Genomic DNA, 23160 nt, shown 5'->3' with positions numbered 1-23160 from the left:
AGGTTATCCGCGCCCGCCGGACGCTGTCAGGGCGCCGTCGTCCCGAGCGGCGTGAAGGCGATCGCGAAGACCGTGCTGCCGGGTTGCGACCGCAGCGAGACGTCGGTGCCATGCGCCTCGGCGACCTGCGCGACGATCGCCAGGCCAAGCCCCGTATTGGTCCCCGCCGATCGATCGCGCTTCCAGAACCGGTGGAAGATCAGCGACTGGTCCTGCGCGCCGATCCCCGGACCGTCGTCGCACACCGCCAGCGTCCCGTCGCGCGACACGCGCACGTCGATCCTGGTCCCGTCGCCGCTGTGCTTGACGGCATTCTCGAGCAGGCTGCCGAGTGCCTTGCCGATCCACGCCGCATGCCCCGCGACGAGCACGCTGTCCGCGGCCGCCGACAGGGCGATGGTCTTGCCCGCGCGAAAAGCCAGCGGTGCGATCGACGCGACGCCATCGGTCGCGACCTGCACGAGGTCGACGGGCGCCGCCATGTCCAGCGCCACCGTTTCGAGTTCGGTGATCTCGAGCAGTTGCTCGACGATCCGCCCGAGGCTGTCGAGGTCCGCGCGCAACGCGGTCCGCAGCGCCGGGTCCGCGACGCCCTCGACCCGCAACCGCGCGACCGCGATCGGCGTGCGCAGCTCGTGCGCGGCATCGGCGGTGAAGTCGCGCTGCATCCGGTAGCTCGACGCGAGCCGCTCGAGCATCGCGTTGACCGCGCGCGCGAGCGGGCGGACCTCGGCGGGAAGCCGGTCGTCGGCGAGCCGCAGATCGAGCGGCAGCGCATCGCCCGTCCTGAGCGAGGCGGACGCCTGCCGCACCGGGCGGACGGCACGCCGGATGATCACGACGTCGATCGCGAGCAGCGCGAGCAGCAGCGGCGTCACGATCGCCATCCCGTACAGCAGGAACTGCGCGAGCAGGTCGTCGACGATATAGTCGGGATGCGCGAGATTCTGCAGGATCACGATCCAGACCGGGTCGCCCGCGCGCGTGCCGATCACCGCCGGCATGCTCGTCCCGACATAGAAGGCACGACGCGACTGGCGACGGAAGAACCGCTCCTCGGGGCCGATCGGGATCGCCGCGGTCGGCAGGACCGACGCGGTCTGCGACGCGAGGATCATCCGGCCGCGACGGTCGAGGATCAGATAGGCAAAGCCGCCGCCGGGCGCGAACACCGCCGAGCTGGTCGTGTCGCGCGCGAACCGCAGCCGCCCCTGCGCGTCGCGCGACAGCCCCTGTCGCACCGCCTGCGCATGGACATGGAGCGTCTGGCGCTGGATCGTCGTCGCGGTCGCATCGAGGAACGCATAGACGCCGCCCGCGACCGCGATCGCGGTGATCAGCACCGCGATCGCATGCCAACGAAGGATCTGCGCGGTCAGCGACCGCGGCTTGGCGGTCATGCGCTGCGGTCCACCATCATGTAGCCGACGCCGCGGACGGTGATGATATCGACCACCGCGCGCGCATCGCCAAGACGGCGGCGCAGGCGGTGGACATAGACCTCGACCGCGTTCGACCCCAGATCGCCATCCATCCCGAACAGCAGATGTTCGAGATGCTGCTTGCTCACGACGCGGCCCGCGCGGCGGATCAGCGCGCCGAGCACGTCGAGTTCGCGCGCGGACAGGATCGTCGGCGTGCCGTCGATCGTCACCTCGCTGCTCGCCGGGTCGAACGACAGGTTGCTGCATTCGATCGTCCGGTCGACGATCGTCCCGCTGCGCCGCAGCAGCGCCTGGATCCGCGCGAGCAGTTCCTCGGGCGCGAACGGCTTGGCGAGATAGTCGTCCGCGCCCGCCTCGAGCCCCGTGACGCGGTGCGCGACGCTCGCGCGCGCGGTCAGCGCGATCACCGGCGTGCGGTCGTCGCGCGCGCGCATCGTCCTGACGACCGACAGGCCATCGGCATCGGGCAGCCCGAGATCGAGGATCACCACCGCATAGCGCGTATAGGACAGCACCAGCAGCGCGTCCGCGGCGGTCGCGGTACAATCCGACGCATAGCCCGCCTCGTCGAGCAGGCGGACCAGCATCGTGACGAGGTCGCCGTGATCCTCGACGATCAGCACCCTCATCGCGCCGTCCTGCCTGCGCAGCGCACGCCAGCAACCGGCGGCGGCGTAAGGTTGGCGTAAGCGCGCCGCACTAGGCCGGCGGTTCCTCGCAATCGGTTCCCGATCGGGGGCTGGCCGATGCCCCCGTCACGGCGCCCCGTCTGGTCCGGGTTGCGACCACGACCCAGGCCTTCGCGCGCCGCCCGACCGGGAACCCGACGACCGTCGGGTGCGGCCGCCCCCTGCCCGCCCGCGCCGTCATGCTCACCACCGGCGGCGCGCTCGCGCCCCGCAATCAGAGTTGCCTCATGCTCGATCTCAGTTCCAATCCCGTACGGCAAACCGCCTCCATATCGTCGCGCGACCCGATCCGTGCCCCCGCCCGTGCCGCCGTGCCGCGCATCGCCGGGCACGTGGTCCGATCGACCGGCGCCGCACCACGGCGGGTCGCGTTGTTCTCGGGCAACTACAACTATCTCCGCGATGGCGCCAATCAGGCGCTCAACCGGCTCGTCGGGTTTCTCGAATCGTGCGGCACCGACGTCCGCGTCTATTCGCCGACCGCGCCCCGCGCGGCGTTCGAGCCCGAGGGGACGCTCGTCTCGGTGCCATCCGTCCGCATTCCCGGGCGCGGCGACTATCGCCTCGGGCTCGGGCTGTCCGCGGCGTTGCGCCGCGAGATCACCGCGTTCCGCCCCGAGATCGTCCACGTCTCCGCGCCCGACTGGACCGGCGTCGCGGCGCAGCGGCTCGCGCGGTCGCTCGGCATCCCGATCGCCGCGAGCCTGCACACGCGGTTCGAGACCTATGCGCAATTCTATGGCGCGGGTCTGATCCGGCCGCTGATGGAGCGCCATCTCGACCGCTTCTATCGCGGCAGCGACGCGATCCTGGTCCCCACGCGCCCGATCGCGGAGGAATTCGCCGCGACCGCGCTGGGTGACCGCACGCATCTGTGGGGACGCGGCGTCGACCGCGCGCTGTTCTCGCCTGCGCGCCGCGACGAGGACTGGCGGCGATCGCACGGCTTTGCCGAGGACGACGTCGTGCTGCTGTTCTTCGGCAGGCTCGTCCGTGAAAAGGGCCCCGCGCTGTTCGCCGACATCGTCGACCGCGTCCGCGCGTCGGGGATAGCGATCAGGCCACTCGTCGTCGGCGACGGCCCCGAGCGCGCGTGGCTCGAGCGTCGCCTGCCGATCGCGCGCTTTACCGGCAGCCTCACCGGCGAGGCGCTGGCGCGCGCGGTCGCCAGCGCGGACGTCTTCGTCAATCCCAGCGTCACCGAGGCCTTTGGCAATGTCACGCTCGAGGCGATGGCGTCGGGCCTCCCCAGCGTCTGCGTCGACATCCCGAGCGGCCGCAACCTGCTGCGGGGAGGCACCGGGCTGTTCTATCCGGCGGGCGATCTCGACGAAGCCGTTGCCGCGGTCCGACGGCTTGCGGGCTTTCGCGATCTGCGGCGAACGATGGCGCGCAACGCACGCGCCGCCAGCAGCGACTATGACTGGGACAGCGCGTCGGCGATGGTCGTCGACGCCTATCGCGCGCTGCTTGCCCCCGGAACGTCTGTCCCCGGCTCGCTTTCGCCCGGATCCGTGACCGGGCACGACATGGCGGATGGCGGCGTGACGGAACGAACCCGGCGGATCAGGCGCTAACCGATCCTATGACGCACCAACTACGGACCAACCAGACACGACGTCGCGGTCGCCTGCGTGCGTAGCGTCCTGAAGGCGCCGATCCTGCAGGCGCGGTCGACGCACACGGTCGCCATCGCGATCGTGATGATCGTCGTCGTCGGGATCGCCGGGGCCGCGCTGGTCCGGCTGCTCGAGGGGATCGACTGGGACGATATCCAGCGCGCGCTGGCGCGGATCGGCTGGCACCGGCTGTTCGCCGCCGCCGCGGTGACGGCGCTCAGCTATGTCGTGCTGACCGGGTATGACGTGATCGCGCTCCGGATCATCGGGCGTCAGGTCCGCTATCGCCGCGCCGCGCTCGCCTCGTTCACGAGCTATGTCTTCAGCCACAATCTGGGCTTCGCGCTGCTGACCGGCGGCACCGCGCGGCTGCGCATCTATCGTCCCGCGGGGCTCGGCATCGGCGAGGTCGCGCACATCATGGTGCTGACCGGGATCACCTTCTGGTCGGGTATCCTCACGCTGCTCGGGTTCGGCCTGATCCTGCAGCCCGGCGACGTCGCGATCGCGGGGATGACGCTGACCTATCCCGCGCACGCGGCGATCGGTGCGGCGGGGCTCGCGATCCTTGGCGCCGCGGTGCTCGCGCTGCACTGGTATCGCGGGCGGACGCTCGTCGCGTTCGGCCGCACGATCCCGTTGCCGAGCGTCCGCCAGGCCGCGCTCCAGATCCTGCTCGCGGGGATCGACATCCTGCTCGCCGCCACCGCGCTGCTGGTCCTGCTCCCCGATTCGGCGGCGGGCCTCTTTCCCGCGTTGCTGCTCGGCTATCTGGTGGCGATCGTCACGGGGCTGATCACGCACGCGCCGGGCGGCGTCGGCGTGTTCGAGGCGGTGATGCTCGTCAGCCTGCCCGAGGTCGACCGCGCGACGCTGTTCGCGGCGCTGCTCGCCTATCGGCTTATCTATTACCTCGTTCCGCTGGCGATCGGCATGCTCGCGTTCGCGCTCCACGAGATCCGCGAGGCGCGCGTAAGGTCGGCGTAAGTCGGTGCGGCGATGACGGCGCTGTCCTTTGCCCGTCGATCGGAATGCCGTCATCATGATCCCCCGTGCGCTTTACCGCGCTGCGCCGCTTCGCCTTGCCACCGGCCTTGCGCTCGGTCTCGCCACCCTCACCCCCGCACACGCGCAGCACGCCACCGCGCCCGCTCCCGTCCCGAACATTCCCGAGCCGATGGTGTTCGACATGATCCGCCCGCTCGGCGCGCGTCGCGGGGAGCTCGAGGCCAATACGCTGGCGCAGGTCAATCTGAGCGGCGCATCGCGCGACGTCGAATGGGCGCCCGAAGTCGAATATGCGGTCGCCGACGGGTTCGCGGTCGAGGTCGAGCTGCCGTTCACCAACGGCCGCCTGACCGATTACAAGATCGGGCTTCAGGGGACGTTCGGAACGTTTCGCGGCGGTCGCAGCATCCACGGCGTGCAGTATCTCGGGCTGCACAATCGCCGCGACGGCGGCTGGTCGAGCAGCCTGCTCTATCTGCTCGGCAACCGCTTCGGCGATCGGCTAAGCACGATGACGATGGTCGGCGTCGGCGACGTCACGCTTCGCAAGTCCGAGGGGACCGGGCTGCTCGTCAATCACACCACCTTCTGGGATCTCGATCCCGCCACGGTGATCGGGTTCGAGATCAACCGCCAGACCGGCGACAGCCGCCACTGGCTGTTGATGCCGCAATGGCATCGCGCCTTTGCGGGCCGGCTGTCGGTTCAGGCGGGGCTCGGCGCGGAGCGTGGCCATCAGGGCCCGTTCCGCCCCCGTCTCGGCGTGCGCGTGGTGCGCGAGTTCTGACGCACGCGGCGCCGATCGTTCCGGGCTCCGGGCTCAGGGGCAGATCGACACGGGCACCTTCTCGTCGTTCTGGATGCCGGTGCCCGAGGTGTCGCGGTCGTCCCTGACCGCGAACGACGCGATCTCGGAAATCGTCGGCGACGGCGCCCACATCGTCGAGATGATCGGCGAATACGTGACCGCGACCTCGGCGAAGACGACCGCGCCGGTGCTCGTCGCGGTCACCCTGTTCGCCTCGGGCCCCATGCCCTTGAACCCCGATCCCTGCGCGCCCTCGCCCTGCCTGCCGTAATGCGAGGCGAACGCCATCGCGCCATAGCAGCGCTGCCACTGGATCCACTGGCCGCCGCCGCTGTTGACCGTCAGGCCGGACAGGATGATCCGCCCCTTGCCCCTCATGTCGACGGTCCCGCCCTGCAACGCGGCCCCCGTGAACAGGTCGTTGATCTGCGTCTCGGTGATCGGACGGTTGCGCAGAATCTCCTGGATACCGATCCGCGATCCATTGTCCGCGACCTGCAGCGCAAGCTGGCTGATCCGCTGCCGCGTCAGCGTATAGTTGGCGAGTTCGATGCCGTAGAAGACGAGCGTGATCATCACCGGCAGGACGAGCGCGAACTCGACCAGCGCCAGCCCGCGCGTGTCGCGGACCAGCCGCGCCGATCGCATCGCACCGACGATGGTCATGAACAGGTCCGCAGCGGGGCTGGCGCCTGGTCGCTCGCCGGCTGGTTTCGGAGCAATGTGCTCGACACGACCTTCAGGATCCCGTTGCCCTGCACCATCGGCAGGAAGCTGGCATAGCTCACCGTCGCGGTCAGCAGGACGACGTCCTTCGACCCGCCGACGCCCTCGGTGCCGCCCTCGAGGTCCCACGCGCCGTTATTGTTGGCGTCGACATAGGTTTCGCCCTTGTTGCAGCGGCCGTCGTGATTGCTGTCGACATATTCCTCGACCCGGTTCTGCGCGTTGCGATAATCGTGGAACGAGGTCAGCTCGAATTCGACGCGGGCGCTGTTGATCACGCGAAGGACCTGCATCCGCACGCGGTCCTGGATCAGAGCGCGTCGCACGTCGCTGCCGGCATCCTCGAGGCTCGTGTCGCGTGCGGCCTTCTGCATCTCTCCCTCGAGCACCGACTTGACGTACAGCCTGTGCCCGAACGCCAGCCCGCCGATGATCAGCAGCATCAGAACGGGCGAAACGATCGCGAATTCGATCATCGCGGCACCCCGCGTGTCGCGCCAGCCGGGGCGGCGCATCAGTGCGTCACCCGCAATTGCGAGATGCGCGCGGCGATGTCGGCAAAGGTCGTGTTGAGCTCGACCGCGTTGTTCGCCTGATACGCGCGATTGGGCGAGGCGCAGTCGGACAGCAGCGATGTCAGCGTCGTACCGAACGCGATCACCCAGACGGTGATGTTCTTCTTTTCCTTCGCGATCGTGCACAGCCGCGCCAGCCGGTCCTCGACGATGCCGTCCTGTTCGGACTTCGTCGGCAGGCTTCCCGCAGCGGTGCGGCGCCGGTCCAGCGCGGACAGCCCATAGGCATCGTAATCGGCGATGTTGGTCTCGGTATCGCCATCGGTCATGAAGATCAGGTGGCGCGAGATGTTGCTGCCGTTCGCCGCCGCGGCGTTTTCCTTCGCGAACAGGCCCTCGGCGGACATCAGCCGCAGGCCCCACAGCATCCCGATGTCGTGATAGGTCCGCCCCCGCGGGACCAGCGCGTTGAGATAGGTCGTCAGCGCCGCCTTGTCCGACGACGTCCGGATCGCGGCCAGCTTTCGGGCGGCCGATGGGCAGGCTGCGAAATCGGTCTTGTATGACCCCAGCGCGATATAGTTGTTCGAGACGTGCGACACGGTGTTGGGCTGCCAGCCGCTGATCGTCGCGCCGCCATAGTTCGACACCGACCGCGCCCAGACCAGGTCGGGCAGGAAAGGGCGCCACTGCGTGTCCGCGTTCCCGGGGATCGGCACGAGATCGACATCGAGGTCGTAAGCGGTTCCCGTCTCGTACGGGCGCAGCGTCTTACGCTCCTCGATGCACGCACCCTGGCTGCCATTGCCCCAATTGATCGTCCGCGCGGTGAAGTTGTTGCCGAGCATCGTCGACAGGCTTCCGCCGCCGACCAGCCCCGTCCCGGACGCGCCCTTCAGGCTGGCGAGCGGATAATTGATCTTCTTGTAGTTCCAGTAATAGACGCGTCGGCCATTCGTTTCCTCGCCCGCGTCCGGGTTCGCTTCGACCGTCTGGTCATAGGTCTGACGATAGGCCTCGAACGTCGTCTTCGTGATCGTGCACACGCCGTTGCTGTTGCGCGACGCGCTGTAGGTGGAGCCGTTGATCGTCCGCGTCGCGGTCCGCGACCGCGGGAGCGCCGACGCGGAGGGGTTCCACGCGGTATAGCTCGTCGAATCCGAATAGCTTTCATTCGGCGGGGCGACGCATTCCTCGGACGATCCCGGCTGCGTCGTCACCGTCCTGGTCCCGCTCCACGGCGAATAGTTGCTGTTGGTCGTGACGGTCGCGCCCTGCGTGCCCCCCGCCCTGTCCTCGAAGCCGTCCTGCTCGCGCGACTGATAGTCCCAGCTGTCGACCATCCATTCGCGCTTGAGAAGGAGCCCGACATTCACCGTCGAGGAATAGGGCACGAACCCGTAGCGGACCTGCGACGCGGGCGACTGCGCATTGTCGAGCGTGGTATAGAAATCGGTGACCGACTGACGCAGCGCCTGGATCTTGGACTTGGTATCGCCCGAATTGGTCTCCGCCATCGACAGCGTTGTGTCGAGGACGAACATGATATCGCTGTTGGGCAGCTGGAGCTGCGCCTCGCAGGTCGCCTCGATCGGGATCCGGTTATATCCGAATATCTTCATGATCGCGGTCTCGACGACGACCCCCGCCTTGCCGTGGACGATCATGTCGTTCCCGACATCATAGTCCATCGTCGGCTTGGTCGTCCCGTACTGCCCCTCGGCGAAGTTCAGCCTGAAGAACCGGTTCGCCGAATCGCGTGCCGACGTGTCGAACGTCGATGCGGCCATCGCGCGGCGCCCGCCGAGCACCGCCGCATCGCACGCATTCTGAAGACGCGATTTCGCCAGATAGGCACGGCTCATGTCGAGCGCGCCGCCGATCATCCCCATCAGCGGCAGGAGCGCAAACGCAAAGAGGATCAACGTATTACCGCGAACATCGCGCGGCAAGGACGTGACCCGCCCCAGACTGTATCTCAAAATCGGCTTCCTAAAGATCGCTCTTGAAGCCGTTTTGGTTTTAAATGTTTGAAATATGGTTGAGAGAATAAATCAGGATTAGCGCCAAGGTTATTGATGCATATCAGTGCATGAAATCTTCGCGCGTCCTGCCATGGCGCGATCCGCTGCGATCACGCCGATCGAACCCCGTCGGACGACGCGCTGACCGCGGCTTCGACGAACGCCTAGGCCGACTGGATATAGGCGCGCATCGCCGCGGCGTCGGCCTCGATCCGGTCGATGCGGTATTTGACGAGGTCGCCGATCGAGACGAACCCGACCAGCCGGCCGCCCTCGATCACCGGCAGATGGCGGATCCGCCGCTGCGTCATCAGCGACAGCGCGCCGATCACCGACTCGCCCGGTGCGATCGACTTGACCGCGGCGGTCATCACGTCGCGAACGCTCTGCGCGAGCGCCGATGCGCCATGCGCCTGAAGACAGTGGATCACGTCGCGTTCGGAAAAGATCCCGACCACTTGGTCGTTATCGAGCACCGGCACCGCGCCGATCCGCCGTTCCGCGAGCAGCGCGACCGCGTCCGCCACCGTCGCATCGGGGTGCAGCGTCACCACCCCGCCTGGCTGCCGCCCCTGAAGAATCGTCGCGATCGTCATTTCGCCTCTCCTTTCGCTGCGCCAGTCCTGCTGGCCGTCATCGCCTCTGCGGGCGCGTGGCTTGAGAAAACCATGTTTGCGCGGCAATGGGAAGCGATGACCGGTCCCCTGCATGCCCCCTCCGCCGCAGCGCCCGACGCTCGCCCGTCCCCACAGCCGAGCGGACTTGGCGACCCGGGCTATGCCGCGTTCGCCTGGGCGCGGTTCCGGACGATCATGGCGTGGATGACGCTGGCGGCGGCGGCGTGCGCGGCCGCGGTGATCACCGCGATGGCGCAGATCCAGGGCCCGCTTCACCTCGTGACGATGCTCGCGATACTCGGCGGCGTCGGCGGGTCGGTGATGATGGCGGGGCTGTTGATGGGGCTGGCCTTCCTCAGTTCGGGAACCGGCCATGACGAGGACGTGACCCGCCTCGACTGATCGCCGGTCCGGTGATCGCGGACAGGTGATCGCGGGGCATGAAAAAGGCCGGCATCGCGCGTGCGATACCGGCCTTTTCGGTTCAGGCGCGCCGGACGTCGCCGGCGTGCGCGATCAGTTCGCCTGGACCTCGTCGGGCGCGACGCGGACGCGCCGGCGACGCGGCTTTTCCTCGGACGCAGCCTCGCTCGCCGGTGCCGCGTCCGTCGCCGGCGCAACATCGGGCGACGGGGTGAGCGACAGCGTCGGCGCCTTCAACGTCGAGATGCCGAGCGACGGGGGCAGACGGTCCGCGTCGAACGCGGCCGGTGCCATCGTGTCGGCGGGGTTCGCCGCCGACACGGGGGCCTCGTCGAGGCTGCGGTCACGCCGCGGGCGACCACGACGCCGCGGCTGCTCCTCGGATGCTGCGACCTCGGTCGGCTGGGCGATATCGGGCGCGGTTCCGCCCTGGGGGGCCTCGCCGCGGCTGGTCTCGAACGGCGTCGCCTCGGCTTGCGGTGCGTCCGTCGGCGTCACCGGCCGTGCGATGTCGCCCTCGGCTTCGGCGTTGCGCGCCTGTGCACTGCGTGGCGCACGACGCGACTCACGCTGCGGCGCATCGCGATACTCGCCCCGCGTCTCGCGCGGCTGCTCGTCGCCACCCTGGTCGTCACGCGACTGGAAGCGCGGCTGGTTCCGCGCGCCGTCACCACGGACGCGATCCTCGCGCTGGCCTTCGCTGCGCTGGCCGTCATTGCGCTGACCCTCGTTGCGGGTATTTTCGTAGCGCGGGCGGTCTTCGCGGGGCTGCGCATCCCGCTGCTGGCGGGGTGCGTTCTGGTACTGGCCGTTCTGCTGGCCGCCATTCTGGTCGCGCGGCTGCGTATCGCCCCGTGACTGCTCGCGCGCCTGCTCGCCGCCCTGCTGTTCGCCCGAGCGGATCGGTTCGCCCTCGTCGCCATAATCGTCGTCGCCATCGAGATCGAACGGCTGCTGACGACGCGGCTGCTGCTGCGCCTGCGGCTGGCTTTCCTCGAAACGCGCGCGCGTCTCGCTCAACACGCGGAAATAATGATCGGCAAACTGCAGATAATATTCGATGTTGACGCGGTCGCCCTGCATCTGCGCGTCGCGCGCCAGGTTCTTGTACTTCTCGTACAATTGGCTCGCGTTGCCGCGCGCGCGGCTGTCGATGCGGTTGCCCGTATCGCGGCCGCCCTGGCCACCACCACCGCCGCCGCCCTGGCGCTGACCGCCACCACCACTGCCGCCATTATTATTGTTGCCACGACCGCGACGGCGGCCGGCTTGCCGGTTGTTGATCAAGCTTGTGTCCTCAGTCGTCGAACCAAAATCTGGTCGTGCTCCGAAATGCGGTGCAAACCCCCGCCGCGCATCGATGACGATGCGTCGGACTTGCCAGAGCCGCCGGACTGCAGCGACTTTAAGGCGAAGGATGCGGGCCAACGCTCAAAAACGACCATCTCGTCGAGATTGCGTGCCCCTGCCCATGTGATAGCGGCCCGGAAGGCCTTCCTACAAGTGAAATATGCGGATCCGCGCCACTTAATTCAAGTTGCGAGCAGCACGCGCGGGTTGCCGCCATAGTCGTGATGCAGCGCCGTGCGGAGCCCCTGCGCCTCGAGCAACGCGGCGACGGCGACCGCCTGCGTCGATCCGATCTCGATCGCCGCGGCACCGCCGGGGGCGAGCAGCGCGGGAATCTGCTGCGCGAGGATGCGATAGTCGTCGAGCCCGTCGGCCCCCGCGAACAGCGCCGCATGCGGCTCGTGCGCGTGCACCTCGGGCGGCAGCACCGCATCGGTCGCGATATAGGGCGGGTTGGCGAGGATCAGGTCGAACCGCGCGTCGAGCGCGCCCGCCCAGCGTCCGCAGACGAACCGCGCGCGGTCCGCCATCGCCAGCGTCGCGGCGTTCGCGCGCGCATAGCCGAGCGCCGCGCGCGAGAAATCCACCCCGACCCCCTGCGCCGAGCGCCATTCGTCGAGCGCCGCGAGCAGCAGCGTGCCCGGGCCCGTGCCGAGGTCGAGGATCGTGCCGGGCGCGCTTGCACCGAAATGCCCCTGCGCGGCGATCAGCAGCATCTCGCTGTCGGCACGCGGCACCAGCGCGCCGGGGCCGACCGACAGATCGATCGACCAGAAGCCGCGCGTGCCCGTGATGTACGCGACCGGCTCGTGCACCATGCGCCGCTCGACGAGCGCGGCGAACGCGTCGGGCACGGCGTAGCGGTCCGGATCGAGCAGGATCGCGTTACGCTCGACGCCCAGCGCATGCGCCATCAGCAACTCGGCATCGAGCCGCGGCGTCGCCGAGAAGCCAAGACGCGCGGCGGTGGCGGCGAGCGCCGCACGGACTTCCCCGCCGCCCCCGCGCCCGTGCGAGGGGGCGGAGTCGATCTCAGCCATCCAGCTGCGCCAGCCGGTCCGCCTCGTCCTGCGACACCAGCGCGCCGATCAGCTCGTCCATCTCGCCCGCGACGATCTCCGGCAAGCGGTGCAGCGTCAGGTTGATCCGGTGATCGGTGACGCGGCCTTGCGGGAAGTTGTACGTCCGGATCCGCTCCGAGCGATCGCCCGACCCGACCATCGACTTGCGCGCGCCCGCACGCTCGGCATGCAGCCGGTCGCGCTCCGCCTCGTAGAGCCGCGTCCGCAGCACACGCAACGCCTTGGCCTTGTTCTTGTGCTGCGACTTCTCGTCCTGCTGGATCACCGTCAAACCAGTCGGGATATGGACGATCCGCACGGCAGAGTCGGTCGTGTTGACCGACTGGCCGCCCGGGCCCGACGAACGATAGACGTCGATGCGCAGATCCTTGTCGTCGATCTTGACGTCGACCTCCTCCGCCTCGGGCAGCACCGCGACGGTCGCCGCCGAGGTGTGGATCCGCCCGCCCGCCTCGGTCGCGGGCACGCGCTGGACGCGGTGGACGCCGCTCTCGTATTTGAGTTTCGCGAACACGCCCTGCCCCGTGACGCTGGCGACGACTTCCTTGAAGCCGCCCGCGTCCGACGACGAGCCCGAGATCATCTCGACCCGCCAACCCTGCGATTCGGCATAACGCTGGTACATCCGGAACAGATCGCCCGCGAACAGCGCCGCCTCGTCGCCACCCGTGCCGGCGCGCACCTCGAGCATCGCCGAGCGTTCGTCGGCCGAGATCGCGCGGCAGCAGCGCGAGGGCGAGCTTGCGGTCCGCGGTCTCGAGCAGCGTGCGGTTCTCGTGCAGCTCCTCGGACGCCATCGCGCGCAGCTCGTCGTCGGCATCCTCGGCCATGAAGGCGAGGCTTTCGGCCTCCTGCCGCAACCGGCGCACCTCGGTCGCGGCCTGCGCGACGGGTTCGAGCTCGGCATATTCCTTGGACACCGCGACGAAGCGGTCCGACGGGAGGTCGCCGGTCGACATCAACGCCTGCAATTCGTCGCGCCGCGCCTCGATCGCGCGGATGCGGTCTGGGGAGATCTGGGTCATGCGCGCACTCCCGCCACCGTCATCCCAGCGCAGGCTGGGATCCAGGGTAACCGGGCGCAGCCGTCATGGCTCTGGATCCCGGCCTGCGCCGGGATGACGGGGAGGCTCAACGCAGCGCCTCCGCCAGATCGGCAAACGCCACCTCGACCTGCGTGCCCGCGCCGAGCGTCTTCACCGCCGCGACGCCCTTGGCGAGTTCGTCATCGCCGAGGATGATCGCAAAGCGCGCGCCGAGCGCATCCGCCTTCGCCATCCGCGCCTTCATCTTGCCCTTGTACGCCATCTCGACCGCAACGCCCGCACGCCGCAGGTCCGCGACGATACCCGTCGCACGCGCCTCGGCGTCCGCACCCATCGGCACCACGACCGCATCGATCGCCGCGGCCGCCGGCTCGTCCAGCAACATCGCCAGCCGCTCGACCCCCGCGGCCCAGCCGACACCCGCCGTCTCGGGCCCGCCCAGCGAGCCGATCAGCCCGTCATAGCGGCCACCGGCCAGCACGGTGCCCTGCGCGCCCAACCGGTCGGTCACGAACTCGAACGCCGTATGGCGGTAGTAATCGAGCCCGCGCACCAGCCGGGCATTGCGCTCCCACGCGACGCCCGCGGCATCGAGCCCCGCAGTCACCGCGTCGAAGAACGCACGCGCCTCGGGCGTCAGATACGCGTCGATATCCGGCGCACTGTCCGCGATCGGGCGGTCCTTCGGATCCTTCGAATCGAGGATCCGCATCGGGTTCTTCTCGAGCCGCGTCAGGCTGTCTTCGGACAGCTCGCCGCGATGCGCCTCGAAATGCGCGACCAGCGCCGCGCGCCACGCCTCGCGCGTTGCCGCGTCGCCCAGCGTGTTGAGCTGCAACGTCACCCCCTCGGCAATGCCGAGCTCGCGCAACAGCTGATCCGCGAGCACCAGCAGCTCGACGTCCGCCGCGGGCTCCGCCGCGCCGATCACCTCGGCGTCGATCTGGTGGAACTGCCGGAACCGCCCCTTTTGCGGGCGTTCGTAGCGGAACACCGGGCCGCTCGTCGTGATCTTGAGCGGCGCGAACTGCTGCCAGCCCTCGGTCAGATACGCGCGCGCGATCCCCGCGGTGAATTCGGGGCGCAGCGTCAGCGAATCGCCGCCGCGATCCTCGAAACTGTACATTTCCTTCGACACGACATCGGTCGTCTCGCCGAGCGAACGCGCGAACACCGCGGTGGATTCGAACACCGGGATGTCGATCCGCTGGAAGCAGTACAGCGCCCGCACGCGTTCGAACGTCGCGAGCACGTGCGCGAAGCGGCGCTGCTCGTCACCGAAAATGTCCTGGGTGCCACGGACGCGGCGCGGGGTTTCTATTCTAGCCATGATGGCGCGTATCTAGGCGACGTGCCTGCGAAGCGCTAGCGCCGTGCCATGAGCAATCCCGTCCGATATTGGGGGCTTGGCCAGCGCGTTGCGCCGCCGCGCTTCGTCCTGTTCGCGATCGTCTTCGCGATCGGCCTCGTCGCGCTGATCCCCCCGTTCGGAGTCGGCCTGGGGCTGGGGCGCGGGACGATGGCGGCGTTCGATATCGCTGCGATCCTGTTCCTCGCCACCGTCGCGACGCTGTTCGGCAACGCGACCGCCGAGCGCATGCGCCGCTATGCGGACGAGAACGACGCCAACCGCGCGGTGCTGCTCGCGTTCAGCGGGACGATCCTGATCGTCGTGCTCGTCGCGGTGGCAAAGGAGTTGCAGGGCAAGACCGATCTCGTCGCGATCCTGATCTCGGTCGCGACGCTCGTGCTCGCGTGGCTGTTCTCGAACATGGTCTACACGCTGCATTACGCGCATCTGTTCTACAGCGACGGCGAAGATGGCAAGGATGCGGGCGGGCTGGACTTCCCGTCGTGCGCCGAGCCCGATTACTGGGACTTCGCCTATTTCGCGTTCACGCTGGGGATGACGTTCCAGACGTCCGACGTCGAGATCACGTCGCGCCGCGTGCGAAAAGTCGCGCTGGGCCAGTGCATGGCGGCGTTCGTCTTCAACATCGGTGTGCTGGCGTTCACGATCAACGTTCTCGGCAGCAGCTGACGCTGCCCCTTCCCTGTTCTGTCATCCTGACGAAAGTCAGGACCCAGAGCCCGACATGCCACCGCCCCTAACCCTGGATCCTGACGTTCGTCAGGATGACGGGGAAGCGTAGGAAAACCGACCTTATCGCCCTCGGTAAAGGACTGGACGACTGGCCTTTCGCGCGATTACGCTGTGCCATCGTCTCTCAGCCGGAAGGCCTTTCCTTGATCCGCAAGCTTCTCGTCGCATCCCTGCTCGCGTCTGCACTTCCCGCGGTCGCGCAAGTCCCCGCCGGCAACACCGCACCGCAGCCGGTCCCGTTCGTCGACACCATCCCCGCCGCGCGGGACACGCCTTATCCCGGCACGCTGCTCGTCGATGTCGATGCGACCGATACCGAGCGCGGGATCTTCCGCGTGAAGGAGACGATCCCCGTCGCGACGTCGGGCAAGATGGCGCTGCTGTTCCCGAAATGGCTCCCCGGCGCGCATTCGCCGCGCGGCGAGATCGAGAAGCTTGCCGGGCTGGTGATCCGCGCGAACGGCCGGATCCTGCCCTGGACGCGCGACCCGGTCGACGTCTTCGCATTCCACATCGACGTTCCCGCGGGCACGAAGCAGCTCGACGCGACCTTCCAGTTCATCTCGGCAACCAAGGCGGACCAGGGCCGCATCGTCATGACCCCGACGATGATCAGCCTGCAGCCAAACTCGGTCAGCCTGTATCCGGCGGGATATTTTACGCGTCAGATCCCGGTGAAGATGACCGTCACCTATCCCGCGGGCTGGACCGCGGCGGGCGCGCTGCCCGCCAAGGTCACCGGCTCGACCTATGCCTATGACCGGACCAATTACGAGATCCTCGTCGATTCGCCGATCCTCGCGGGCAAGTACGGCAAGGTCTGGCCGCTGAGCCCCAAGGTCGACCTCAACGTCTTCGCCGACAGCCCCGACCAGCTTGCCGCCAAGCCCGAACAGATCGACGCGCACAAGCGGCTCGTCGAGCAGGCCGCGCGCACGTTCGGCGCGGAGCATTACGATCATTATGAATTCCTGCTCTCGATCACCGACCAGCTCGGCGGGATCGGGCTCGAACATCATCGCAGCTCGGAAAACGGCGTCCGCCCCGGCTATTTCACCGAATGGGAAACGGGCGCGTCGGCGCGCAACCTGTTGCCGCACGAATTCTCGCACAGCTGGGACGGCAAGTTCCGCCGCGGCGCCGACCTGTGGACGCCCGATTTCCGCACGCCGATGCGCAACTCGCTACTCTGGGTCTATGAAGGCCAGACGCAGTTCTGGGGCTATGTGCTCCAGGCGCGCTCGGGGCTCGTCAGCAAGCAGGACACGCTCGACGGCTATGCCTCGATCCTCGGCATCTACGACACCGCGCCGGGTCGCCAGTGGCGGCCGCTGGTCGACACGACCAACGACCCGGTCATCTCCGCACGCCGTCCCAAGGGCTGGACGAGCTGGCAGCGGTCTGAGGATTATTACAACGAAGGGCTGATGGTCTGGATGGAGGTCGACGCGATGCTCCGCCAGAAGTCGGGCGGCAAGAAGTCGATCGACGACTTCGCCAAGGCCTTCTTCGGCATCCGCAACGGCGATTATGGCGAGGTTACCTATACGTTCGACGAGGTCGCCAAGACGCTCAACGGCATCCTCCCCTATGACTGGGCGGGCTTCCTCGACACGCGGCTGACCGAGACGGGCAAGCCCGCGCCGATCAACGGCTTTGCGATGAACGGCTACAAGCTCGTCTACGGCCCCGTGCAGAGCCCGTATCTCAAACAGGCGGAAAAGAGCCGCGGCACCGATGTCAGCTATTCGCTCGGGATGGTCGTCAACAAGGAAGGCGTCGTCACCGCGACGATCTGGGACAGCGTCGCGTTCAAGGCGGGGATCGACATCGGCACCGAAATCGAGGCGGTCAACGGCGAGTCCTATTCGTCCGATCGCATCAAGGCGGCGATCCTGGCGGCACAGGGGACGAAGCTGCCGATCCGGCTTACTGTGAAGAACAATGACCGATTTCGCGACATCTCGCTCGATTACCATGACGGCCCGCGCTATCCGCGGCTCGAGAAGGTGGGTACAGGTGACGGTGGGCTCGACAGGCTGCTGATGCCGCGCTGACAGCCACTTTATCTTCCGGTGCCGGCCGCTCTCCCCGAGGTGGAGCGCCGGCACCGTCATTTCTGAAAGGACCGCCATGCGCATCGATCTCATCCCGACCGGCAAGAACCCGCCCGAAGACCTCAACGTCATCATCGAGGTCCCGACCGGCGGCGAGCCCGTGAAGTACGAGTTCGACAAGGCGTCGGGTGCGCTGTTTGTCGACCGCATCCTGCACACGCCGATGCGCTATCCCGCGAACTACGGCTTCGTACCGCACACGCTCAGCCCCGATGGCGATCCGCTCGACGCGCTCGTGATCGCACGCTCGCCGTTCATCCCGGGCTGCGTCGTCCGCGCGCGCCCGATCGCGGTGCTCAACCTCGAGGACGAGGCCGGTGGCGACGAGAAGCTCGTCTGCGTCCCCGTCGACGCGGTGTTCCCGTATTACGCCAATATCGGCGAGCGTGCCGACATGCCCGAAATCGTGTTCGAGCAGATCGAGCATTTCTTCACCCACTATAAGGACCTCGAGAAGACGAAGTGGGTCCGGGTCGGCAAGTGGGGCGATGCCGAGGAAGCCAAGCGCATCACGATCGAGGCGATCGAGCGCTACGAAGCGGCCAAGAAGCAGGGCGACGAGCCGATGAACGCGGACGACGCCGCAGGCCGCTGATTGTTCAGGGGCCGGGGGCGTCGCGCGGCGCCCCCTTCATTGAAGTACGTCACCCCAGCGAAAGCTGGGGTCTCCCGCGGCTCAAGCCCCGTCGCCCCTGCGGGACGATACCCCAGCGTTCGCTGGGGTGACGGACAACATGTGTCCTCCCGCACTTAAGGCGCCGGCCGCTCCGCCTGCGCTTCCGCCAGGTACAGCGAGAACAGCCCCGCCGGATCGGTCCATTCGCGGATCGGCGTCCACCCGCCCGACCGCAACAGGATCCGCGCATCGCGCGACCCGTATTTGTGGCTGTTCTCGGTGTGGATCGTCTCGCCCGCCGCGATATCGAACGGCCGCCCCTCGATCGTGAACGCCGCGTCGCGCTGCGCCTCGAGATGCATCTCGATCCGCGCGCGGTCGTCGTTCCACACCGCCTTGTGCCGGAACGCCTCGACCGGCACGTCGGCGTCGAGCTCGCGGTTGATCCGCTCGAGCAGGTTCATGTTGAACGCCGCGGTCACGCCCTGCGCATCGTCATAGGCCGGGACCAGCACCGCCGGATCCTTGATCCGGTCCATCCCGATCAGCAGCATCGCGCCGATCCCGAGCGACGCACGCATCGCCTTCAACAGGTCGACCGCCATCAGCGGGATCATGTTGCCGATCGTCGACCCCGGAAAGAAACCGAGCTTGGGCGTGTCCGCGATCGTCTTGGGCAGCGCCAGCGGCCGCATGAAATCCGCCTCGAACGGCAGGACAAGCAGCTCGGGAAACTGGTCGGCAAGAACGCGCGACGATTCGCGTAGGAAATCGCCTGAGATGTCGATCGGCACATAGACCGACGGCGCCACCGCCTTCAGCAGGATCGGCGTCTTGGTCGACGACCCCGACCCGAATTCGACCACTGCACGTCCTGCGCCCGCAATCTCGGCGACCTCGGGGCACGCGGTCTCGAGGATCGATCGCTCGGTCCGCGTCGGATAATATTCGGGCAGATCGGTGATGGCCTCGAACAGCTCGGACCCACGCCGGTCGTAAAACCAGCGCGCGGGAATCGCGCGCGGCCGCCGCGCAAACCCGTCGAGCACGTCCGCCCGGAAGGCGGGATCGGCCAGGCTCTGCTCGCCGTCTTCGATTTCACGCTTCAACATCAGATATCCTTGGCGAGCCGGACGCCGGTGAACTGCCAGCGCTGGTGCGGGTAGAAGAAATTGCGGTAGCTCGCGCGTGCATGGCCGCGCGGCGTCGCGCAGCTCCCGCCGCGCAGCACGAACTGCCCGCTCATGAACTTGCCATTATACTCGCCGACCGCACCCTCGACCGCGCGAAAGCCCGGATAGGGACGATAGGCGCTCCCCGTCCATTCCCAGACGTCGCCGAAAAAGGCGGGGTCGCCGGCGCGTGCCGGCCGCGGCTCGACCGGGCCCGCCGCATCCATCTGGTTGCCGCCGTCGCCGGCATAGTCCGCCGCAACGGCCTCCCATTCGGCCTCGGTCGGCAGCCGCACGCCCGCCCAGCTGGCATAGGCGTCCGCCTCGTAGAAGCTGACATGCGTGGCCGGCGCGGCGGGATCGATCGCGCGCCGCCCGTCGAGCCCGAACCGCGTCCAGCCGCCGTCGCGTTCTTCCCAGTACATCGGCGCGACGATGCCCTCCGCCTTCACCCAGGCCCAGCCATCGGCAAGCCAGTGGCGCGGCTCGCTATAGCCGCCATCGGCGATGAACGCCGCCCATTCGCCATTCGTCACCGTCCGGTCAGCGATCGCATGGCGCGTCAGCAGCGTGTCGTGCCGCGGCGTCTCGCAATCGAACGCGAAACCTTCACCGTCATGCCCCATCCGCGCGATCCCGGCGTCGCGTTCGATCCAGCCGATCGCGCCCGGCATCTCGACCGGTACCTTGCGCGGCGCGCTCCAGACCGCGGGCTCGAGCGGATTTTCCGAAAACAGATGGAGGATGTCGGTCACCAGCAATTCCTGGTGCTGCTCCTCGTGATGGCACCCGAGCGCCACCAGCTCGCGCGCCGCCTCGGGCAGATCGGGCAGCGCCGCGACCAGAGCCGCATCGACATGCGCACGGTACGCCCGGACCTCGTCGAGCGTCGGCCGCGTGATCATCCCGCGCCGGTCGCGCGCATGCCGCCGCCCTTCCGCCTCGTAATAGCTGTTGAACAGGAACGGGAAGCGTTCGTCGTGCAACCGATACCCCGCGACATGATCGCGCAACACGAACGTCTCGAAGAACCAGCTCGTATGCGCGAGATGCCATTTGGTCGGCGACGCGTCGGGCATCGACTGCACCGTCGCATCCGCATCCGACAGCGGCGCGGCGAGCGCGAGCGACAGGTCGCGAACCGCCGAGAATCGCTTGCCGAGCGCGTCGGTCTCGCGCGCATCTGCGGGATTGAGGGAGGGGACGGGGTTCGGCATCGACTGTCCTCGCGCGAGCGGTGCACACGGCACGGCCCTGTAAAAGGATGCAGCGATACGGAGCGCTATCCGCGCGTTGCCCCCGGTTTCCACAGAACGTCGCTCGCGCCGTTTTGGTTCACTGCACGCGCGGCGACGAACAGGAAATCCGACAGGCGATTAACATACGCTAATGCCATTGGATTGATCGGGTCGTCGACCGCGACCACTGCGCGCTCGGCACGCCGCGTGATCGCGCGCGCCAGATGCAGCGCCGCGGCCCCCGGCGATCCGCCCGGCAGGATGAAGCTGGTCAGCGGCGCCATCTGCGCGGTCATCGCGTCGATCTCGCTTTCCAGCCGCTCGACCTGCGTGCCGATGATCCGCAGCGTCATTTCGGACGGCGCGAAATCCTCGCCCGGTGTGGCGATGTCCGCGCCGAGATCGAACAGGTCGTTCTGGATCCGCTCGAGCGCCGCCGCGATCGGATGCTCGCCCAGCGCCACCGCGGCGACGCCGATCGCGCTGTTCGCCTCGTCGACATCGCCGATCGCCTGCATCCGCGGGCACGCCTTCGACACGCGCGACCCGTCGACCAGCCCGGTGCTCCCCTCGTCGCCGGTCCGCGTGTAGATCCTGTTCAGCTTCACCATCGTCGTCGCGTCCGAAATCAGGTCCGGCCGGCAGCGAACAGGATCAGCACGACGATCAGGATCGCGATCGCCTGGAAGAAGATCCGCTGCTGCATCATCCGGTTCGATTTCAGCGAAGCAGCGCTCGGGCCGCCGTCCTTCACCTGTGCGGACTGGTCCTGCAGGAACGTCACCACCCCCGCACCAGAGCCACGACGGTCGCGATCATTGCCGCGATCAGGAGGAGGACGAGGAAGGTGTTCATGACGACAATCTAGGCGCGCCGGGAGCGTCCCGCAATGGCCGGCCGCCGCCGCCCGCGAATAGCCCCGACGACCCCGCGATTTGACCACCACAGCGGATGCAATTTACCCGCAGACAGCATGGCCGGCGCTCGCTAAGTTGTGAGGAACAGGGGAAACTCTACATGCGTAATCGGCGGATCGGCGCCAGCCTGGCATTGTTGGCACTGCTCGCGTCGTGCGGCGGGGATTCGATGCTCGCCAGCGCGCCGGCGGGCACCGGGGCGGGTACGGGCGCGACTGCGGGATCGACCCCGACGCCGACGGCCAGTACGGGGTGCAGCCTGCGCGAACGACAGGACTGGGCCGCGGCGCAGCTGCGCGAATGGTATCTGTTCCCCGAAACGCTCCCCGCCAGTCTCGATCCGACACCCTATACGACCGTCGACGGCTATATCGACGCGCTCACCGCCACCGCCCGCAGCCAGCGCCGCGACCGCTATTTCACCTATCTGACGTCGATCAGGGACGAGGACGCCTATTATCAGGCGGGTGAGAATGCGGGTTTCGGATTCCGTCTCGGCATCGACGGCACCGCACGCCGCGCCTTCATCATCGAATCGTTCGAAGGCGGTGCCGCGCTGGCGGCGCAGATCGATCGCGGCGCGGAGATCGTCGCGATCGGCACCAGCGCCGCCACGCTGCGGACCGTCAGCGCGATCTTCGCTGCGGAAGGTGGCGCGGGCGTCTCGGCCGCACTGGGTCCCAACAGCGTCGGCACCAGCCGCGTGCTGCAGATCAGCGATGCGCAGGGCACGCGCACCGTCACGCTCGCCAAGACCGATTTCGCGCTGCTGCCCGTCTCGACGCGCTATGGTGCGAAGGTCATCGCCGATGGCGGTCGCAACTACGGCTATCTCAATCTCAGGACGTTCATCTCGACCGCGGACCCCGCGCTGCGCGCCGCCTTTGCCAGCTTCCGCGCGCAGAACGTCACCGATATCGTCATCGACCTGCGCTACAATGGCGGCGGGCTGATCTCGATCGCAGAGCTGATGACCGACCTGCTCGGCCGCAACCGCGCGACGTCCGAAGTCTCGAGCTACACGACCTACCGCACCGAAAAGTCCGCGAACAACACCACGCGCTTCTTCGCGCCGCAGCCCGAATCGATCGCGCCGACGCGCATCGCGTTCATCGGCACGGGCGGCACGGCATCCGCGAGCGAGCTCGTCATCAACGCGATGATCCCGTATCTGCATGGCAGTGCCGGGCTGATCGGCACCAACACCTATGGCAAGCCCGTCGGCCAGATCGGGCTCGACCGCGCCGCCTGCGACGACCGTCTCCGCGTGGTCGCGCTGGCGACGCAGAACGCCGCGCGTCAGGGCGCCTATTATGACGGGCTTGCGGGCACGGTCGAGGCGAGCTGCCGTGCCGAGGACGATATCCGCTATCCGCTCGGCGACCCGCGCGAAGCCTCGACGCGGCAGGCGATCGACTTCCTCGCGGGCCGCAGCTGCCTGCCGGTCACCGCCACCGCGATCACCGCGTCGGCGCGCGGCAGCGCCCCCGCCCCGACGACGGATCTGCCGACGCGCACGTTGCTCCTCCCCGACCGCCCCACGACCCCGCAACGCGAAGTCCCCGGCCTGTACTGATCGCTTGGTCGAACGCCCCGAGCTGAACGCACCCCCACCCAAAACCGTCACCCTGACGAAAGTCAGGG

The 23160-nt window shown here is 67.9% G+C and carries 21 protein-coding genes and 1 pseudogene; 8 read left to right on the top strand and 14 right to left on the bottom strand.

What is annotated here, in order from left to right; genetic code table 11:
* Positions 1-26 precede the first annotated feature (26 nt).
* Together QP165_RS12280 and QP165_RS12275 are read right to left on the bottom strand one after the other, a co-directional pair.
* Complete coding sequence (locus tag QP165_RS12280; protein ID WP_333995869.1) at positions 27-1400, bottom strand: sensor histidine kinase; 1374 nt, start codon at positions 1398-1400, stop codon at positions 27-29.
* Complete coding sequence (locus QP165_RS12275; protein WP_333995868.1) at positions 1397-2074, bottom strand: response regulator transcription factor; 678 nt, start codon at positions 2072-2074, stop codon at positions 1397-1399. The genes QP165_RS12280 and QP165_RS12275 overlap by 4 nt, the downstream gene beginning before the upstream one ends.
* 287 nt (positions 2075-2361) lie before the next feature.
* On the opposite strand from QP165_RS12275, the gene QP165_RS12270 reads away from it, so the two are divergent.
* The 3 genes from QP165_RS12270 to QP165_RS12260 are packed head-to-tail and all read left to right on the top strand — an operon-like array spanning position 2362 to position 5548.
* Positions 2362-3711 (top strand): glycosyltransferase family 4 protein, encoded by a 1350-nt coding sequence (locus QP165_RS12270; protein ID WP_333995867.1) that lies wholly within the window; start codon positions 2362-2364, stop codon positions 3709-3711.
* A 57-nt stretch (positions 3712-3768) separates the two neighbouring features.
* Positions 3769-4740, top strand: coding sequence for a lysylphosphatidylglycerol synthase domain-containing protein (locus QP165_RS12265; RefSeq protein ID WP_333995866.1), 972 nt, complete (start codon positions 3769-3771; stop codon positions 4738-4740).
* A gap of 55 nt (positions 4741-4795) precedes the next feature.
* Positions 4796-5548 carry a hypothetical protein gene (locus QP165_RS12260; RefSeq protein WP_333995865.1) on the top strand — a complete coding sequence of 251 codons (753 nt, stop codon included), beginning with the start codon at positions 4796-4798 and terminating at the stop codon, positions 5546-5548.
* A 33-nt stretch (positions 5549-5581) separates the two neighbouring features.
* Here QP165_RS12260 and QP165_RS12255 read toward each other — a convergent pair whose 3' ends face one another.
* From QP165_RS12255 to QP165_RS12240, 4 genes are all read right to left on the bottom strand, one after another.
* Complete coding sequence (locus tag QP165_RS12255) at positions 5582-6235, bottom strand: TadE/TadG family type IV pilus assembly protein (RefSeq protein WP_333995864.1); 654 nt, start codon at positions 6233-6235, stop codon at positions 5582-5584.
* The gene (locus QP165_RS12250; RefSeq protein WP_333995863.1) at positions 6232-6810 is read right to left on the bottom strand and encodes a TadE/TadG family type IV pilus assembly protein; all 579 of its coding nucleotides are present in this window, start codon (positions 6808-6810) and stop codon (positions 6232-6234) included. The genes QP165_RS12255 and QP165_RS12250 overlap by 4 nt, the downstream gene beginning before the upstream one ends.
* The gene (locus QP165_RS12245; protein ID WP_333995862.1) at positions 6810-8735 is read right to left on the bottom strand and encodes a Tad domain-containing protein; all 1926 of its coding nucleotides are present in this window, start codon (positions 8733-8735) and stop codon (positions 6810-6812) included. The genes QP165_RS12250 and QP165_RS12245 overlap by 1 nt, the downstream gene beginning before the upstream one ends.
* A 263-nt stretch (positions 8736-8998) precedes the next feature.
* Positions 8999-9430 (bottom strand): CBS domain-containing protein, encoded by a 432-nt coding sequence (locus QP165_RS12240; RefSeq protein ID WP_056019650.1) that lies wholly within the window; start codon positions 9428-9430, stop codon positions 8999-9001.
* 96 nt (positions 9431-9526) lie between these two features.
* Here QP165_RS12240 and QP165_RS12235 point away from each other — a divergent pair, with 96 nt between their 5' ends.
* Entirely contained in the window at positions 9527-9853 is a 327-nt protein-coding gene (locus QP165_RS12235; RefSeq protein ID WP_333995861.1) for a hypothetical protein, read from the top strand.
* A 114-nt stretch (positions 9854-9967) separates the two neighbouring features.
* Here the strand turns inward: QP165_RS12235 and QP165_RS12230 are convergent, their stop codons facing one another.
* The 4 genes and pseudogenes from QP165_RS12230 to hisS all read right to left on the bottom strand — a co-directional run bounded on the left by QP165_RS12230 (position 9968) and on the right by hisS (position 14682).
* Complete coding sequence (locus tag QP165_RS12230) at positions 9968-11161, bottom strand: DUF4167 domain-containing protein (protein ID WP_333995860.1); 1194 nt, start codon at positions 11159-11161, stop codon at positions 9968-9970.
* 245 nt (positions 11162-11406) lie between these two features.
* Positions 11407-12264: a peptide chain release factor N(5)-glutamine methyltransferase gene (prmC, locus tag QP165_RS12225; RefSeq protein WP_333995859.1), complete on the bottom strand. Its 858-nt coding sequence runs from the start codon at positions 12262-12264 to the stop codon at positions 11407-11409.
* Positions 12257-13331: pseudogene (prfA, locus tag QP165_RS12220) on the bottom strand (peptide chain release factor 1). The gene prmC and the pseudogene prfA overlap by 8 nt, the downstream one beginning before the upstream one ends.
* A 106-nt stretch (positions 13332-13437) precedes the next feature.
* Positions 13438-14682 carry a histidine--tRNA ligase gene (hisS, locus tag QP165_RS12215; protein ID WP_333995858.1) on the bottom strand — a complete coding sequence of 415 codons (1245 nt, stop codon included), beginning with the start codon at positions 14680-14682 and terminating at the stop codon, positions 13438-13440.
* 48 nt (positions 14683-14730) lie between these two features.
* Here hisS and QP165_RS12210 point away from each other — a divergent pair, with 48 nt between their 5' ends.
* The 3 genes from QP165_RS12210 to ppa all read left to right on the top strand — a co-directional run bounded on the left by QP165_RS12210 (position 14731) and on the right by ppa (position 18168).
* Positions 14731-15393, top strand: a complete 663-nt coding sequence (locus QP165_RS12210; RefSeq protein WP_333995857.1) for a DUF1345 domain-containing protein — start codon at positions 14731-14733, stop codon at positions 15391-15393.
* Between the two features lie 206 nt (positions 15394-15599).
* A complete protein-coding gene (locus QP165_RS12205) occupies positions 15600-17513 on the top strand; it encodes a M61 family metallopeptidase (protein ID WP_333995856.1) in 1914 nt (637 codons plus the stop codon).
* A 76-nt stretch (positions 17514-17589) separates the two neighbouring features.
* Entirely contained in the window at positions 17590-18168 is a 579-nt protein-coding gene (gene ppa, locus QP165_RS12200; protein WP_056019629.1) for an inorganic diphosphatase, read from the top strand.
* A gap of 155 nt (positions 18169-18323) precedes the next feature.
* Here ppa and egtD read toward each other — a convergent pair whose 3' ends face one another.
* From egtD to QP165_RS12180, 4 genes are all read right to left on the bottom strand, one after another.
* A complete protein-coding gene (egtD, locus tag QP165_RS12195) occupies positions 18324-19301 on the bottom strand; it encodes an L-histidine N(alpha)-methyltransferase (RefSeq protein ID WP_333995855.1) in 978 nt (325 codons plus the stop codon).
* On the bottom strand, positions 19301-20578 hold the full coding sequence (gene egtB / locus QP165_RS12190) for an ergothioneine biosynthesis protein EgtB (protein ID WP_333995854.1): 1278 nt from the start codon (positions 20576-20578) through the stop codon (positions 19301-19303). Before egtB ends, egtD begins: the two co-directional genes overlap by 1 nt.
* A gap of 65 nt (positions 20579-20643) precedes the next feature.
* The gene (locus QP165_RS12185; RefSeq protein WP_333995853.1) at positions 20644-21210 is read right to left on the bottom strand and encodes a cob(I)yrinic acid a,c-diamide adenosyltransferase; all 567 of its coding nucleotides are present in this window, start codon (positions 21208-21210) and stop codon (positions 20644-20646) included.
* A 17-nt stretch (positions 21211-21227) separates the two neighbouring features.
* Positions 21228-21383 (bottom strand): twin transmembrane helix small protein, encoded by a 156-nt coding sequence (locus QP165_RS12180; RefSeq protein ID WP_443019289.1) that lies wholly within the window; start codon positions 21381-21383, stop codon positions 21228-21230.
* A 233-nt stretch (positions 21384-21616) separates the two neighbouring features.
* On the opposite strand from QP165_RS12180, the gene QP165_RS12175 reads away from it, so the two are divergent.
* Positions 21617-23092: a S41 family peptidase gene (locus QP165_RS12175; protein WP_333995852.1), complete on the top strand. Its 1476-nt coding sequence runs from the start codon at positions 21617-21619 to the stop codon at positions 23090-23092.
* The last annotated feature ends 68 nt before the right edge of the window (positions 23093-23160 follow it).

Source organism: Sphingomonas sp. 22R3R2A-7, assembly GCF_036856055.1.
Taxonomy (GTDB): Bacteria; Pseudomonadota; Alphaproteobacteria; order Sphingomonadales; family Sphingomonadaceae; genus Sphingomonas.
Note: the sequence above shows the minus strand (reverse complement) of the source record. Positions and strands in the feature narration are given on the sequence as shown.